This window comes from Deltaproteobacteria bacterium (assembly GCA_016178705.1).
In the GTDB taxonomy this organism is placed as follows: Bacteria; Desulfobacterota; Binatia; order HRBIN30; family JACQVA1; genus JACOST01.
The window spans coordinates 90,100-104,723 of the sequence record JACOST010000018.1 but is presented as its reverse complement, the minus strand read 5'-3'; the positions used below and the strand labels follow the sequence as shown (position 1 = coordinate 104,723).

12 protein-coding genes are annotated in these 14,624 nt (G+C 64.6%); 5 read left to right on the top strand and 7 right to left on the bottom strand.

Features of this window, described 5'->3' with window-relative positions; genetic code table 11:
• Positions 1–2,053: DUF4215 domain-containing protein (locus HYR72_13925; protein MBI1816073.1), on the bottom strand; the 2,053-nt coding region annotated here is incomplete at its 3' end.
• A 286-nt stretch (positions 2,054–2,339) separates the two neighbouring features.
• Here HYR72_13925 and HYR72_13920 point away from each other — a divergent pair.
• The 5 genes from HYR72_13920 (at position 2,340) to HYR72_13900 (ending at position 7,485) form a co-directional block, all read left to right on the top strand.
• Positions 2,340–3,752, top strand: coding sequence for an MFS transporter (locus HYR72_13920; GenBank protein ID MBI1816072.1), 1,413 nt, complete (start codon positions 2,340–2,342; stop codon positions 3,750–3,752).
• 76 nt (positions 3,753–3,828) lie between these two features.
• Positions 3,829–4,668 carry a thioesterase family protein gene (locus HYR72_13915; protein MBI1816071.1) on the top strand — a complete coding sequence of 280 codons (840 nt, stop codon included), beginning with the start codon at positions 3,829–3,831 and terminating at the stop codon, positions 4,666–4,668.
• A gap of 30 nt (positions 4,669–4,698) precedes the next feature.
• On the top strand, positions 4,699–5,568 hold the full coding sequence (ilvE, locus tag HYR72_13910; protein ID MBI1816070.1) for a branched-chain-amino-acid transaminase: 870 nt from the start codon (positions 4,699–4,701) through the stop codon (positions 5,566–5,568).
• Positions 5,562–5,993, top strand: a complete 432-nt coding sequence (locus HYR72_13905) for a GNAT family acetyltransferase (GenBank protein MBI1816069.1) — start codon at positions 5,562–5,564, stop codon at positions 5,991–5,993. The genes ilvE and HYR72_13905 overlap by 7 nt, the downstream gene beginning before the upstream one ends.
• 451 nt (positions 5,994–6,444) lie before the next feature.
• The gene (locus HYR72_13900) at positions 6,445–7,485 is read left to right on the top strand and encodes a PilT/PilU family type 4a pilus ATPase (protein MBI1816068.1); all 1,041 of its coding nucleotides are present in this window, start codon (positions 6,445–6,447) and stop codon (positions 7,483–7,485) included.
• Positions 7,486–7,642: 157 nt separating this feature from the next.
• Here HYR72_13900 and HYR72_13895 read toward each other — a convergent pair whose 3' ends face one another.
• From HYR72_13895 to HYR72_13870, 6 genes are all read right to left on the bottom strand, one after another.
• Positions 7,643–8,290 (bottom strand): DJ-1/PfpI family protein, encoded by a 648-nt coding sequence (locus HYR72_13895; GenBank protein ID MBI1816067.1) that lies wholly within the window; start codon positions 8,288–8,290, stop codon positions 7,643–7,645.
• Between the two features lie 120 nt (positions 8,291–8,410).
• Complete coding sequence (locus HYR72_13890) at positions 8,411–8,824, bottom strand: DoxX family protein (GenBank protein ID MBI1816066.1); 414 nt, start codon at positions 8,822–8,824, stop codon at positions 8,411–8,413.
• Positions 8,825–8,967: 143 nt separating this feature from the next.
• A complete protein-coding gene (locus HYR72_13885) occupies positions 8,968–10,026 on the bottom strand; it encodes a questin oxidase family protein (protein ID MBI1816065.1) in 1,059 nt (352 codons plus the stop codon).
• Positions 10,027–10,225: 199 nt separating this feature from the next.
• Positions 10,226–11,947, bottom strand: a complete 1,722-nt coding sequence (locus tag HYR72_13880; GenBank protein ID MBI1816064.1) for an amidohydrolase family protein — start codon at positions 11,945–11,947, stop codon at positions 10,226–10,228.
• A 153-nt stretch (positions 11,948–12,100) separates the two neighbouring features.
• Positions 12,101–13,603, bottom strand: a complete 1,503-nt coding sequence (locus HYR72_13875; GenBank protein ID MBI1816063.1) for a response regulator — start codon at positions 13,601–13,603, stop codon at positions 12,101–12,103.
• Positions 13,604–13,730: 127 nt separating this feature from the next.
• Positions 13,731–14,606, bottom strand: coding sequence for an LLM class F420-dependent oxidoreductase (locus tag HYR72_13870; protein MBI1816062.1), 876 nt, complete (start codon positions 14,604–14,606; stop codon positions 13,731–13,733).
• Positions 14,607–14,624: the final 18 nt, after the last annotated feature.

Here is a 14,624-nt window from a genome sequence, read left to right as displayed (position 1 = left end):
CGCACTGCTCCAGCAGACAATTGCGATCGCAGCCATCGCCGCTGATCACGTTGCCGTCGTCGCACTCTTCGCCTGGGCTGACGACGCCATTGCCACAGCGCGAGCGCGTGCAGTTGATGTCGCAGCCGTCGCCGTTGACGGTGTTGCCGTCGTCGCACTCTTCGTTGTCGGCGAGGTGAGCGTCGCCGCACACCTCGGCCACGCAGTGGCGGTCGCAGCCGTCGCCGCTGAGCGTGTTGCCATCATCGCAGTCTTCGTTGGGAGCGACGATGCGGTTGCCGCAGCGGCTGATCGTGCAGTTGACATCGCAGCCATCGCCGTTGATGGCGTTACCATCGTCGCACTCCTCGCTGCCTTCGGCGCGGCCGTTGCCGCATTGCTCACGCAAACAGCGAAAGTCGCAGCCGTCGCTACTGACGGTGTTGCCATCGTCGCACTCTTCGCCCTTGGTGACGATCCCGTTGCCGCAACGCGTGGTGGTGCAGTTGGCGTCACACCCATCGCCGTCGATCGTATTGCCGTCGTCGCACTGTTCGAGGCCGTCGACGCGGCCGTTGCCACAGATCTCGCGTAAACATCGGTGGTCACAGCCGTCGCCGTCGCGCGTGTTGCCGTCGTCGCACTCCTCGCCGGTGGTGACGATTCCGTTGCCGCAAGCGGTGCGGGTACAGTTGGAGTCGCAGCCGTCACCATCGAGTTGATTGCCGTCGTCGCACAGTTCTTTGCCCGCGACGATGCCGTTGCCGCAACGGCTCACCGTACAGTTCGCATCGCACCCGTCCCCGCTGACAGTGTTGCCGTCGTCGCACTCCTCGCCGCTATCGAGTTTCCCGTCGCCACACGGCAACGGCGTCGGCGTGATCGTCGGCGTTGCGGTGGCCGGTAGCGTCCCAGTCACCGTCGCGGTTACGGTCGGGCTGCGGGATCCGGCGCTACAGTTCGGCGCATCGAGGGGACAGATGGAAACGACATTGCCATAGATCGTGTTGTAGTAGACCCACGTGTTGACGAAGCCGCCGTCGGGAAGGGCTGCGCTGCGAAGCCGAATGCCAGACTGCGTGGAGAGCTGTGCGGGCGGACCGAACGGGTTGCCGGTGATATCGAAGGCCTGACCGAACAACGGCGAGTTAAGCCCACTGTTCAGATACATCCAAACCACCAAGAGATTGCCGTTGGGATCTGACTTCATATCGAGCATCTCGTGCGGGATGCCGGCCTGGATGGGGTCGGCAGGGTCCACTTGATGAATCAGAATGGCGTCGCCGGCAGGCGTGCCATCGCTGGCGTAGGAGCGGAGCCAGAGTTGGTGTTCGTCCCGAGTCGAACCGAGCACGGCGAATCGACCGTCCGGTGCCGCGGCAACTTTGGTCGCGACAAATTGAGAGCTAACCAAGATCGCCGGCGCTCGAGGTTGGCCGTTCGCGGCAAACAGCTGAACCCAACTCGTCGGTCCGGGATAGTCGACCGATCGGCTCATGACGAAGCCACCATCGGGCAGCGGCGCCATATCAACGAAGCTGCAGCTCCCGATGTTGAAGCTCGCCCCGAGCGGCGCACCAGCACTATCCAGAAGTCGCGCGCGGCAATCCCCTGCCCATGCCGCGACCGAACCGGTCGCGAGCCTGGTGATCGCCGGGAAAAATTTTAGCATCGATGACTGGTCCTCATCGATGAGGAACGCATCCCCGTCAGGGATTCCCGCGCTGTCGAGCAGACGCCCGCGTAAGGTTTGCTGGTACGGCGGCGACGCGACGACACCTTTTGTGGACGGCCACGCGGCAAGATAGCCACCGCGCGCATCGGGCGCGATGGCGATGGTCCACTCCACACCGCCAGTGTCATCGACCCGCACCGCATTTCCCAATGGCGCACCTTGCGCCGAGAAGTGGCGCACGGTCAGTGAGCTGGTTGGGGCGCTGATATATACGCCGCGATAGAGGTAGCTCGTGCCATTGTCCCACGCGAATAGGAGAGAGCCGTCGGTGCCGGCGGCGACATCGACGCCGTTGGTTGCAAAACCAGCGATCGTGGTCCCGACTTCGAAAGTCGGCACTTGAACAACCTGAGCGTAGCTCGTCGTCGCCGACGCAGGCACCGATACAGATGAGACGAGGATCAACCAACTGACAGGCCGACAGCGCATCCTAATTTCCCCCGTAGGATGACACGCGAGCTACGAATCGGGTCGGACTGTAACAGGCTTATCCGACCCTTGCCAAGGGCAATATGCGAGCTGGGGCGGGAACCCCGCAGGGCAACCCGACCGAGTCGCGCGATCGCGAAAGGAAGCCCGGCTGCGCTCGCCTGACCATCCCTGCTTGAGCTATGAGAAGCTCCCGATGGCGTTACCGCAACCAGCAATCGAACCGATGCACTCACTGCGCCGTACCAATCTCGGAGCGGCGGCAATGCTTGGCTATGGCGCGGGAAACTTCGCGTTCGCCTTGCTTGGGCTGGTGGTCGCGGTCAACTTGCAGTTCTTCTACACCGACTACGTTGGCTTGTCGGCGGGCTTGGTGTCGTGGGCGTTGCTGTTCGCGCGCCTGTTCGATGCGTTCGTCGATCCGTTGATGGGCTACGTCTCCGATCGCACCACCACGCGCTTCGGACGCCGGCGACCGTACATCATGGGGTCGGCGCTGCCGTTGGGCGTGGCGTTCTACCTTCTGTTCGCGCCGCCGGTGGTAGCCGATCCCGCGCAGAATCAGAACGCGCTGTTGCTGTACCTGCTGGTGCTCTACACGCTGACCTATTTCATCTGGACGATCGGCGCGATCCCCTACTACAGCCTGGGCGCGGAAATGAGCGACGACTACCACGAGCGCACGCAAGTGATCGCCGTGCGCGAAGGGTGGGGTTTGGTGGGTTTGCTCGCAGCGACGATCCTGCCAGCGTACCTGATCTATCTCTACGGCGGCCGCGCCGGCTACGGCGCGATGGGGGCGATCCTCGGCCTCGGGACCTCGTTCTTTCTGTTTCTCTCCGGCGCAGTGGCGCGTGAGCGACCGGAATTCCAAGGCCGGCCGGCGATGAATCCGTACGCCGGCATCATCGCCACGCTGCGCAACAAGCCGTTCCGCGTCCTGCTGATTGCGTTCGCCTTCAGTGCGATCGCCGGTGCGGTGCCGGCGGTGTTGGTGATCTACATCGCCGTTTACATCATCGGGACTCCGGCGTGGTGGGCGCAGTCGATCCCGGAGTGGCTGCCGACGTGGTCGTACTACTTGCTGATCTACTTTCTGAGCGCGGTGGTGTCCCTGCCGCTGTGGAACCGCGTGGCGGCGCGCTTCGGCAAACGTGGGACGTGGGGCATCGCGATCGTGCTCGCGACGTTCACCAGCGCCGCGTGCTTTTGGCTGAGCGAAGGCTCGATCGGATTTTTCTCGGTGATCTTGGTGCTCGGCGGCATCAGCTTCGGCAACTACCAAGCGCTGCCGCCGTCGATGGTGGCCGATCTGATCGATCACGACGAGATGCAAACCGGAGGGCGACGCGAAGGCGCGTACTTCGCGCTGTGGTCGTTTGTGATCAAAGCCGGCAACGCGGTCACCGGCTTCGCCGCGTTGCAAGTCCTCGAACACGTCGGCTATGTGCCCGGCGCGCCGCAGAGCGAAACCGTCAAGCTGTGGATGCTGTGGATGTACTCGTGGTTCCCGGCGCTGTTCTATCTCTTGTCGGGGCTGACGCTGCGGCGCTTCCGTTTCACCCGCGACGATCTCGCGACGGCGCAGCGGGCCGTCGGGCGCGCGTAGCGCATCTCATCGTCGCTCTACGAATGTTCGATCGCACCTCTTGCACGAACGGTAGTGCTTATGGCGCAATGCGCCCATGGGTGACTTCGGGATCGACACGGCCGTCGAAGGACGTGACGGCCACTATCGCGCGCGATTGTCACGCGATTGGGAGATCTGGGGTCCGAACGGCGGCTATGTCGCCGCCATCGCGCTGCGCGCCGCCGGCGCCGCGACGCCGCTCAAGCGTCCGGCGAGCTTCACCTGCCACTTTCTCAGTGTCGCCGCGTTCGATGTGGTTGACCTGCGGGTAACCACGCTGCGTGCGACCAAACGTGCGGCGTCGCTGCGTGTGTCGATGACGCAGCAAGAGCGGCCGATCCTCGAAGCCATCGTCTGGGTGGTCGATGAGGTGCCGGGACTCGAGCACGACGTAGCGCAGATGCCGACCGTGCCGACGCCTGATGCGCTGAAATCGATTGAAGAGCTGGTCGCGCCCGAAGATCGTAAGAGTGGCTACGCGTTCTGGCAGAACCTCGAGTCGCGACCGATCGAATGGGTACCGTGGACCGAGCGCAAGGCGGGCGCGCCGGAGTGGCGCGAATGGTATCGCTTCCGGCCGACGGCGACGTTCGGCGATCCATTCACCGACGCGGCGCGCTCGCTGCTGCTGATCGACACGCTGGTGTGGCCGGCGTGCTGCCGGGCATACGAAGCCGACACGATGCCGTTTATGGCGCCGAGTCTCGACGTCACCGCGCACTTTCATCGCGCCGCTCCGACATCGGAGTGGTTGTTGTGCGATGCATCGGCGGCGATTGCCGCGCACGGCCTGATTGGCGGCCGGGTGACGATCTGGTCGGTCGATGGTCAGCAGCTCGCCAGCGGCGGCGCGCAGTTGTTGTGCCGCCCATGGCCCAAGCCGAGCGACGCTTGACCGAAGGCGGCGCGCGAGCGAGGTTAGTGCATGCACATCTACATCGACGGCGAATGGTATTCACGCGAGACCGCCAAGGTTTCGGTCTTCGATCACGGCCTGCTCTACGGCGACGGTGTGTTCGAGGGCATCCGGGTCTACAACCGGCGAATTTTCCGACTCGAGGCGCACCTCGATCGGCTCTACGCCTCGGCGCTGGCGCTGGCGCTGACGATCCCACTCGATCGCGCGCAGATGACGGCGGCGGTGCGAGAGACCGTGCGGCGCAATGAGAAGGAAGACGCCTACATTCGCCTCGTCGTCACCCGGGGCGCCGGCGATCTGGGAATTGATCCACGCAAATGCGCGCGCGCCAGCGTGATCATCATCGTCACCGATATCTCGGTCTATCCGCGCGAGCTGTACGCCAGCGGCATCAAGGTCATAACATCGGCGACGCGGCAGGTGTCGCACGACGCCTTCGATCCCCGCGTGAAGTCGCTCAACTACCTCAAGAACATCCTGGCGAAGACCGATGCCAACCGCGCCGGAGTGCACGAAGCCATCATGCTCAACGCCGATGGCTTCATCGCCGAGTGTACCGCCGACAATTTCTACGTCGTGCGCGGTGGTCGTTTGCTGACGCCGTCGCCGCAGGACGGTGCACTCGAAGGCATTACGCGCGGCGCGATTCTCGAACTCGCCGCCGAAGCCGGTATCGCTGCAAATGAAGCGCGGTTGACGCGCTATGACGTCTATACTGCGGACGAATGTTTCGTCAGCGGTACGGGAGCGGAGTTGATGCCGGTCACCGAAGCTGACGGCCGCCCCATCGCCGACAGTAAGCCTGGCCCGATCACACGCAAATTGACCGAAGCCTTCCAGGCGTTGGTGCGGCACGAAGGCGAGCCGATCTGGTGAGTGAACTGGTTGTTCGTCCCTTTGAGACCGCCGACCAGGACGCGGTGATCAAGCTGTGGCGTCGTTGCGATCTGGCAACGCCGTCGAACGATTCGCAACGCGACATTGCCCTCAAGCTACGCGCACAACCGGAGCTGTTCTTCGTCGGCGTGATCGATGATCGCGTCGTTGCGACAGTGATGGCCGGTTACGATGGCCACCGCGGTTGGATCAACTATCTCGGCGTCGATCCCGACGCGCAGCGCCGCGGCGTCGGCCGCCGCATGATGAGGCACGCCGAGGCCGCTCTGCGCGAACGCGGCTGCCCGAAAATCAATCTGCAAGTGCGCGCATCGAACGACGCGGTTGTACGATTTTACGAGCGCCTCGGCTACACCGTCGAAGCGCGCGTCAGCATGGGCAAGCGCATCGATCGGGAGTCATGACGCGAGCATCTGACGCGTGAGTTGCGGCGCTGCGCTGGCTCAGGCAAATGTTCGCTGAACGGGCGAAGACGTGAAGCCGATCGACAGTGTGTTGAAGATTCTCGTGCAACAGGCGGGCACCGAGCTGCGGCTTGCATCCGATCGTCGGCCGCGGATGTTCCAGGGCGACACCGAGCTGCCGTTGACGATTCCCGCGATGTCCACGGAACGTATCCGCGCGTTGCTCGATGATCTGTGGACGATGCATGAAACGGAATTGCGCGCGCGCGGCCACTTGTCGCTCAGCTACACCAGCGCCGAGTTGGGGAACTTTAGCCTGCTGCTTGCACAGCCGGACGAGTCGATGTTGGAGGTGCGGGTTCGTCGCGACGGAGACGGGATTGGCGAGCGCGCCGAGTCCCCCGGCAGCGCTGTCGAGAAGACCGGCGCAATCCCGGCGCTGCTCGTCGACATGCTGACGCGAGCCGCGTCTCAGGGCGCCAGCGACATTCATTTGAGTCCGCAGCGGGCGCCGATTGTGCGCATCAATGGGGAACTACGAGTGTTCGATGACACGGCGGGATTCGATGCGACGGCGCTGCTCGCCGGGCCAGCGCAGTTGGAGCGCGTGCGAGACCGCGGCTCGGTGGATCGCGCCTTCGATTTGCCGGGAGTGGGACGAGTACGCGTGAACGTTTACGCCAGCGAAGAAGGGTTGTGCGCCGCCGTGCGCATTCTCCGGCGAGAAGCGCCACCGCTCGCGGATCTGAATCTGCCATCGCTGCTCGAACCGCTCGTTGACCTTGCGCACGGGCTGGTCATCGCCTGCGGACCGACGGGTTGTGGCAAGAGCACCACGTTAGCTGCCCTCGTGCAGCACGCGCTGCGGGCGCGTTCGCAGGTGCTGCTGACGATCGAAGACCCGATCGAGTACGTCATCCGGCCGCTGCGCGCGTCCGGACTGGTCCGCCAGCGTGAAGTGGGGACGCACGTGCGTGATTTCGCCACCGGCTTGCGCGACGCGCTGCGCGAAGATCCCGACATCCTTCTCATCGGCGAGATGCGCGACCCCGAAACCATCAGCCTGGCCCTCACGGCGGCCGAGACCGGCCACCTCGTCTTCGCGAGTCTGCATAGCCGCACGGCGGCATCAGCCGTCGAGCGGATCGTCGACACCTATGCGCCCGAACGCCAGCGGCAAATCCGAGTACAACTCGCGGATTCGTTGCGCGCGGTGATCTCGCAACGCCTGCTGCCGACGGCGGATGGAACGAGTCGCGTTCCGGCCGTGGAGCTGCTCAGGGTCACCCACGCCGTGGCCAATCTGATCCGCGAGGGCCGCACGGCGCAGATCGTCAGCGCACTCCAAGCCGGCGGAAGCGATGGCATGCTGGTGCTGGAACGCAGCCTCACGGATTTAGTGCGCACCAATCGGATCCGCCGCGAGACGGCGCTGGCAGTGGCCAACGACTCCACCACGCTGGGTGAATATCTGCGCGCGGCCGGGTGCTAACGCCAAAACCGGAAATACTTCAACGCAAAGTCGCAAGGACGCGAAGACGCAAGGCGACTATTTCGCGAAGAGAGTCCATTGCTCTGAGAGTCGTTCCAGGGCGTTCGTTATGCCGAACGATCGGACTCAAATCTTCGCGTCTCTGCGGTGAACCCGCTCACCGTGCCAGCGTCATCAGCACCTCCGCCATCGCCGCGAGCGCTCGCTGCACGGCCTCCGGGCCTGCTTTGTCAGGCGACCCCGTGTCGAACGGTGGCGCCGGATCGTACTCCATCATGAGCTGCAACGTCTGCGCGAACTCCGTCCCCGCGATTGCGGCCACGAGCGTCAGCGCCATGTCGATTCCGGCGCTCACGCCCGCCGCCGTCACGATCTTTCCGCGCTGCACGACGCGTTCGCGCACGGGCACGGCGCCGAGCCGCGCGAGATCGTCCATCGCACCCCAGTGTGTCGTCGCCTCGACCCCCGCGAGAACGCCGGCGCCCGCGAGCAGCAGCGAACCGGTGCAGACCGACGTGGTCCACGTCGTCGTCCGATGGGCCCGCGCGATCCAGCCGACGATCGGATGATCTGGCACCAGTGTACCGGTGATGATGCCGCCGGGTACCAGCAAGATATCCGGGTTCGGTAGATCGGCGAACGCGGCGCGCGCGTTCACGGTGAGGAAGCCCGATTCGTCGGTGACCGGGCCCGCTTTTTCTGCGACGAAGGTCACCTGCGCGCCAGGGAGACTCGACAGCACCTGGAATGGACCCATAGCGTCGAGCGACGTGAACCGTTCATAGAGGCCGATGGCAATGTGCATGCACGAACGCTAGGCGAGCGAGCGGGCTACGACAATGGGGCGCAGATGATTTGGCCGGATCGGTTGGCAGATTGTCCGGGGACGGTAGCAAGGATCGGATCAACCGCTATTGGATCGAGGTTAGGACCGCTGCACCCCCAGCTGCGTGATCAGCAGCGCGGCGCCCGCCATCGTCACGCCTTTCAGGAAGAACGAGGTCTGGATCGCGGCCATCTGCGCGTCTGGCGCTGCGACCATGCCGACGCCGTGCACGGTGATGGTCACGGGAATGAGAAAGAGGACGATCAACCAAGCGCCCAGGCGCGGGTAACGGTTGGTGACAATCAACGTCGCACCGGTTAGCTCAACCGCCGCGGAGATGATGACCCAGAATGCGCGAAACGGAATCACGGCAGGCATCAGGGCCACGTAGTCGCTCATGCTGGTGAGGTGCGTGATGCCCGACAAGAAGAAGATCAGTGTGAACATCACTCGCCCGACCATCGTGACGACCGGGTGCAGCAACTCGACGTCCGATCCTTTCATGGCTGGCATGGTCACCCCTCCCAATCTCCATCCGGAGAAGAAGAACTCAACGCAAAGTCGCCAAGGCGCAAAGCCGCAAGGGCTTCAATCCGAATATTCGCTTTGTGCCTTCGCGTCCTTGCGCCTTTGCGTTTGAGCAAGGTTCGACATTCTTACGAAACCGCAGGCAAGACGTCCAGCGCGTTGCGCGCGGCCGCCAAGTACGCGGGCGACGGATTGCGCGCGTATTGGCGCAGACAGGCTTCGGTGAATTTGATCGCGTGCTCGTCGCCGTGCGCGATCGCCATGTCGATGAGCGTGTCGGCATCTTCGCCCGGCGGGTCGATCGCGCCCTCCGGCGCCGGGCGGCTGCCGAAGGCGGCGTAGAGGCCGCAGCCCGCTTGCCATGCAAAGCGGAGCGCCGCGCGCGCCGTCGCGTCATCGAGATACGGCAACAGGCTGGCCAGCGCGGTGACGCTGGTGACCCCGTGGATGAACACGATCGCGGTCAGGATGTCGTGGGTGTTGGCGAGATACATGCGTGCAAAGACATCCGTTAGCTCGGAGACCAACTGATTCGCATCGCCGCTGACATCGACGAGCCCAATCACCGGCGCGAAGTCGGGAAAGTCGTTCAGCCCCACGAGTGACCCGACGATGGTTCCGGTAAAGCGACGCTGTTCCAATGGCACAACCGCGACCTTGGTGATGGCTTCGCGCGGACGCATCGCGCGATCGCTCACGCCGGCGCTCGTCGGCAGTTCCTGATACGCGTACGCCCACGACGCGAGCGCGTCGGCTAGTTCACTGAGGCGGCCTGGCGATTCGGATTCGGCCAAGCTGCGCACCGCGTGTCCGACGCGAATCACGCCGTGGGTTGCCGAGGCGCAGATGCCGGGCGCCATACGGCTCACCCAGCGATCGAGCACCTCGCGCCAGGGTCCGGCGCGCAGCTCTTCGCCGAAGAACGCGCTCCAGTCGCCGAAGCGATGCTCCTGCGCGAGTGCGCTGCGCCAGTTCTCGCGCGTGATCCGCTCGCGAACGGACAGTCGCGGCAACATCCCCTTGCGGTAACGCTCGATCCACGGGATCACCGCGTCGGGCCGGCCGAGCGCACACAACGCTTCCGCCGCCATCGGCGCGTGGCTGGTGAGGCCGTTGCTGAGATCGGGTCCGTAGGCGGAGAGAATCTCCAACGCTTCGTTCATTGACCGGTAAGAGGCGGCAGTCATCGCGACTCCTCGGGTTGCGGGCGGTTCCTTCTGGATATCAGAACGCGCCCCCGTGTCGATACTCGAAGTTTCGCCATGAGTGGAGATCAACCCGAACGAGGAAAGGGAACCGCCGATGCACGCCGATCCACGCCGATGGGATTTGCTGAAAGCTCCGATCGGCGTCCATCGGCGGTTCCATCAAGTCTTCGCCTTGGGACTAACTGCCAACTGTGACCGATTCGGTGTCGCGTCCGGAGCGCATGATTCGGCCGGGGAGATTGCCGGTTTCCTTGCCTGCGGTCACGATCTCCACACCGTTCACCAGCACGTGCTCGATGCCGCGGGCGCCGCAGAAGAGGCGGTCGGAACCACCGGGCAGGTCGGCGCGCATGCGAATTGGCTCGGACGCGATTGTTTTCGGATCGAACAGCACGAGATCGGCGTGCCAGCCGACGGCGATGCGCCCGCGCTCTTTCAAACCAAAGAAGCGTGCCGGAGCATCCGTCATCATGTGCACCGCCTCTTCCACCGAAATGAGTTGGCGCTCGCGGACGACGTCGCCGAGGAAGATCGTCGGGTAGCGAGCGCCGCACATGCGATCGAGATGCGCGCCAGCGTCGGAGCCACCGATCATCGCGCGTTCATCGCGCCACACTTGCACGCGCAGCTTCCAACTTTCCGCGTCGTCGTCGGCCGGATGCGGCCACAAGCCGGTCCGCAGCTCATCGGCGACGACGATATCGAAGAGGGTCTCGAACGGATCGCTCCCGCGTTGTTTCGCGATCTCGTCGACCGTGCGTCCGGTGAGTCCTTCGTTCTGCGGCGCGAACGTTTCGCCGATCTCGTAGGCGCCCCACCGCTGGAGGCTAACGAGCGCACCGGTGACGGCTTCGGCGCTGGTGCGCATTCGGCGGCGCGTCGCCGGATCGGCGAGCGCGCGCGCCCGCTCGGGCAGCGGCAGATCGAGAATCGACGCCCATCCGGGGAGCAGATTGAGCGCGCAGTAGTCGAGAAAACTCATCTTCACACCGCCGAGCATCGGCATCGTCAGCGCGACGATGCGCGCGCCCGCCCGCTTGGCGCGGGTGCCGGCGGCGAGCTGATGTTCGTGCCGGCCGCGATTGGCGGCCGAGACTTGCATGACGTTCCAGTTCACCGGCCGGTTGGCGGCGCGCGACATGGCGATCATCAAATTCATCTCGGCTTCGCCGAACTGCGTCATGCAGCCATCGACGATCAGCTCGAGCGTCGTACCGGGATGTTCGCCGACGGCTTTGGAAAACGCGAGCATCTCTTCGGGCCCACCAAAGCGCGAGGGGACAGGATTGCCGTCGCCATCCGAATGCGTGAATGCTTGCGACGACGAGAATCCGAAGCCACCGCCCGCGAGCGACTCGTGCAGGAGCTGGGTCATCTTCGCGATTTGGTCGGTCGTGGCGGGCGTGCCGACCGCTCCGTCCCCCATCACCGAGCGGCGCAGGGCACAATGGCCGACTAGGAAGGCGGCGTTCAAGCCGACGCGACCTTCGAGGCAGTCCATATATTCGCCGAAGCTCGACCAATTCCACTCGATGCCGTTTTCGAGCGCGGCGAGCGGCATGCCTTCGACCTTCACCATCATGCGGCGAATGTAGTCGGCGTCCTTGGCCCCGATCGGGGCGAGGCTGAAGCCGCAGTTGCCGCCGATGACCGTGGTGACCCCGTGCAGATTCGATGGAGTCAGGAACGGATCCCAGAAGATCTGCGCGTCGTAGTGCGTGTGCGGATCGATGAAGCCGGGCGCCAGCGTGAGGCCGGTGGCATCGAGGGTGCGCTTCGCGGGCTCGTCGGTCGCGCCGATCGAGAGGATGCGGCCATCGCGCAATCCGACATTCGCGCGAACGCCTGGTTTGCCCGTGCCGTCGATGACCGTGGCGTTCTGAATGAGAAGGTCCAGCATGATCACACTCCCGCCGAGGCAGAATCTGCCTCATGCAATGCCAGATATGTGAACGCTTGTTAATCTCCGCGACACAGAAAAATGCGTCCGCCGGAGGCGGCCACGCCGAAGATCGGCCTACAAAAGCATGCGGGAGAGTGCGGTAGTGGGTCGTTACTTCAGCAAGAAGACGACGACCGAAGCGATGATGCCGACCACCGCGGCGCCGGCAGCGAAGATGGCCATGCGAGTGGCTTGCTGGCTCTCGAAGGAGGCGAGGGCGCCTTCGAGCTGGCGGACGGCGAGCTTGGCGGCTTGCTTGCCGATGTCTTGCGCCGATTGTCCGGTCGCCTTCTGTACGGCGTGCGCACTGGCTTCGACCGCGGCTTGCGCCGCCGCGGTGCGCGCGGCTTGCTTGATCTCCTCTTCGATCTCGGGTGCGAGCCGTGTCGGCTTGGCGAGCAGCGCGCGGAACTCGGCGAGTCGCTCGTCCATCTGTTCTGTGAGTTGGGCGGACAGTTGGCTCGCGAGTGGATCGATGCGCGCGTTGAGCACTTCGGTGGCGACCTGTTGCGCCGCATCTTTGGCCGCGCGGCCGGCGAGTTCGTGCACCGATTGCTGCGCCACGCGCAATGCCGTCTGCGTGGCGGTGTCGACCGCCTCCTGCTTGGCGGCCGAGCGCGCCATGCTGCGAATGTCGTCCAAGATGGCGGACGAAACGGTCGCGGGTTCGCCGAGGCGCGCGTTGACGTCGGCGAGTTGGTCACGCACATGGTCGCGCAACTGATCGGCGAGCGCGTTGGCGCGGCTGGAGTAGACCTCGGCGGCGACCTGTTTCGCGGTGTCGCTGGCGGTGTGCTTGGCGACGTCGCGCGCCGCCTGTTGCGCGACGCGCTGCGCGGTTTGCGTCGCGGCCTCGGTCGCGTCGCGGGTGGCGACGGAGCGGGCCACCTTGGTAACTTCTTCGAGCAGCGCGGGCGTCAATGAGCTGGGCGCGGCGCCGCTCTCGCGCAACTCCTCGATCTGGTCCTGCAGCTTCTCCTGCACCCGGATCAGCAGCTCGCTTTCTTGGGCTTGGTTGAGTTCGACCGCGGCTTGGCGGGCCACATCTTCGCACCGCGCGATCATGTCCTGGCGCAGCTCAGAGAGCTGCTCTTGCAGCACGCGGGTCACGAGGGTCTGGACGACCGCCTCGGCCGTCCGTCGCGCGAGGTCCTCGATCGCCTCGGAAGTCAGCGCTGCCGGCGTTGGGACGTGCGACGGAGCAATCGGGGCAACGGTCGGCGCCTTGGGGGCGTTCTTCACCGCGCCGTTGCCGACCTGCTGGAGGATGCGCTTGAGCAGATCCGCCTTGGGTGGCTTGGGCAGAATGGCGACGGCGCCATGAGCGCGAGCCTTTTGCACGTAGGCGTCGCCCTCGGTCGAAGTATACATGACGATCGGAATTGCGGCGGTAATGGGATTGGAGCTGATCGCCTTCGCCGCCTCCAGGCCATTCATCCCGGGCATGATGTGGTCCATGAAGACGATGTCCGGCTGCTGCCCACCCAAATACGCTAGTGCGGCTTCTGCGGACTCGGCTACATCGACCATCATGCTGTGTTGTTCGAGCATGCGGCGGAGCATGAGCCCGGCGGACTTGGAGTCGTCGACTACTAGTGCGTGCTTGATCGTCATGTCGGTCCCTTGCCGGCGGATGAGAGGATTGGCCTCGTAGGAAGTCATAGGGTTTCCCAGTCGGGAACCTGCTCAGCACACGCCATGCCGAACGCCTGGCCGCGCACAAACGTAGCCGGGCGGGCACTTAACGTAGAAGGGCAGCGGCCAATTCCCGCCACTGGCGCACGGGAATGGCGCGTGGATCGGCATCGAGCACTTGCAGGCACACATGGTCCGCGCCGGCATCGTGATGGGCGCGCACCCGCTTGGCCACAGCCTCGACCGTACCCCAGACGACGATGGCGTCGACCAGGCGATCGCTGCCGCCCTTGGCGATGTCGTCGTCGCTGAAGCCCAGCCGCTTCAGATTGTTTACGTAGTTCGGCAGGCCGAGATACGTGGCCATGTGCGTGCGGGCGATGTCGCGCGCTTTGATCGGATCGGTTTCCAACACGACGGCTTGCTCGGGAGCGAGCAGCGGACCCTTGCCCATGGTTTCGCGGGCGTGTGCCGTGTGCTCGGGAGGTACGAAGTACGGGTGCGACCCGTTGGCGCGTTCGGCGGCAAGCTTGAGCATCTTGGGTGCGAGCGCGGCCAGCACGCGCACCGGTGGCGTGGACGGGGTCGCGGCCATGAATGGCGCGCTGTCCATCGCATCGAGATAGCCGCGCATCGCGCTCAGCGGCTTGTCGTAGTTGTGGCCGCGCATGCCGACCAGCGGTCCATGGCTGACGCCGATGCCGAGCAGAAAGCGATCGGGATAGGCTTCGGTGAGCGTCTTCTGCGCACCGGCCATCGCCATCGGATCGCGGGCCCAGATGTTGGCGATGCCGGTGGCGATCACAATGCGCTGAGTGCCCGCGAGCAGGAGCGCCGAACTGGTGAAAGCCTCGCGTCCAAGCGCTTCGGGAATCCAAATCGCGCCGTAGCCGAGCGCTTCGATCTCCGCCGCCGCCTCCTGCGCCTTCGCAGTCGGGTGCAGGTCGAGGAAGGTCCAGATGCCGACTCGCCCGATGTCCATGCGTTCCTCCGTTGCGAT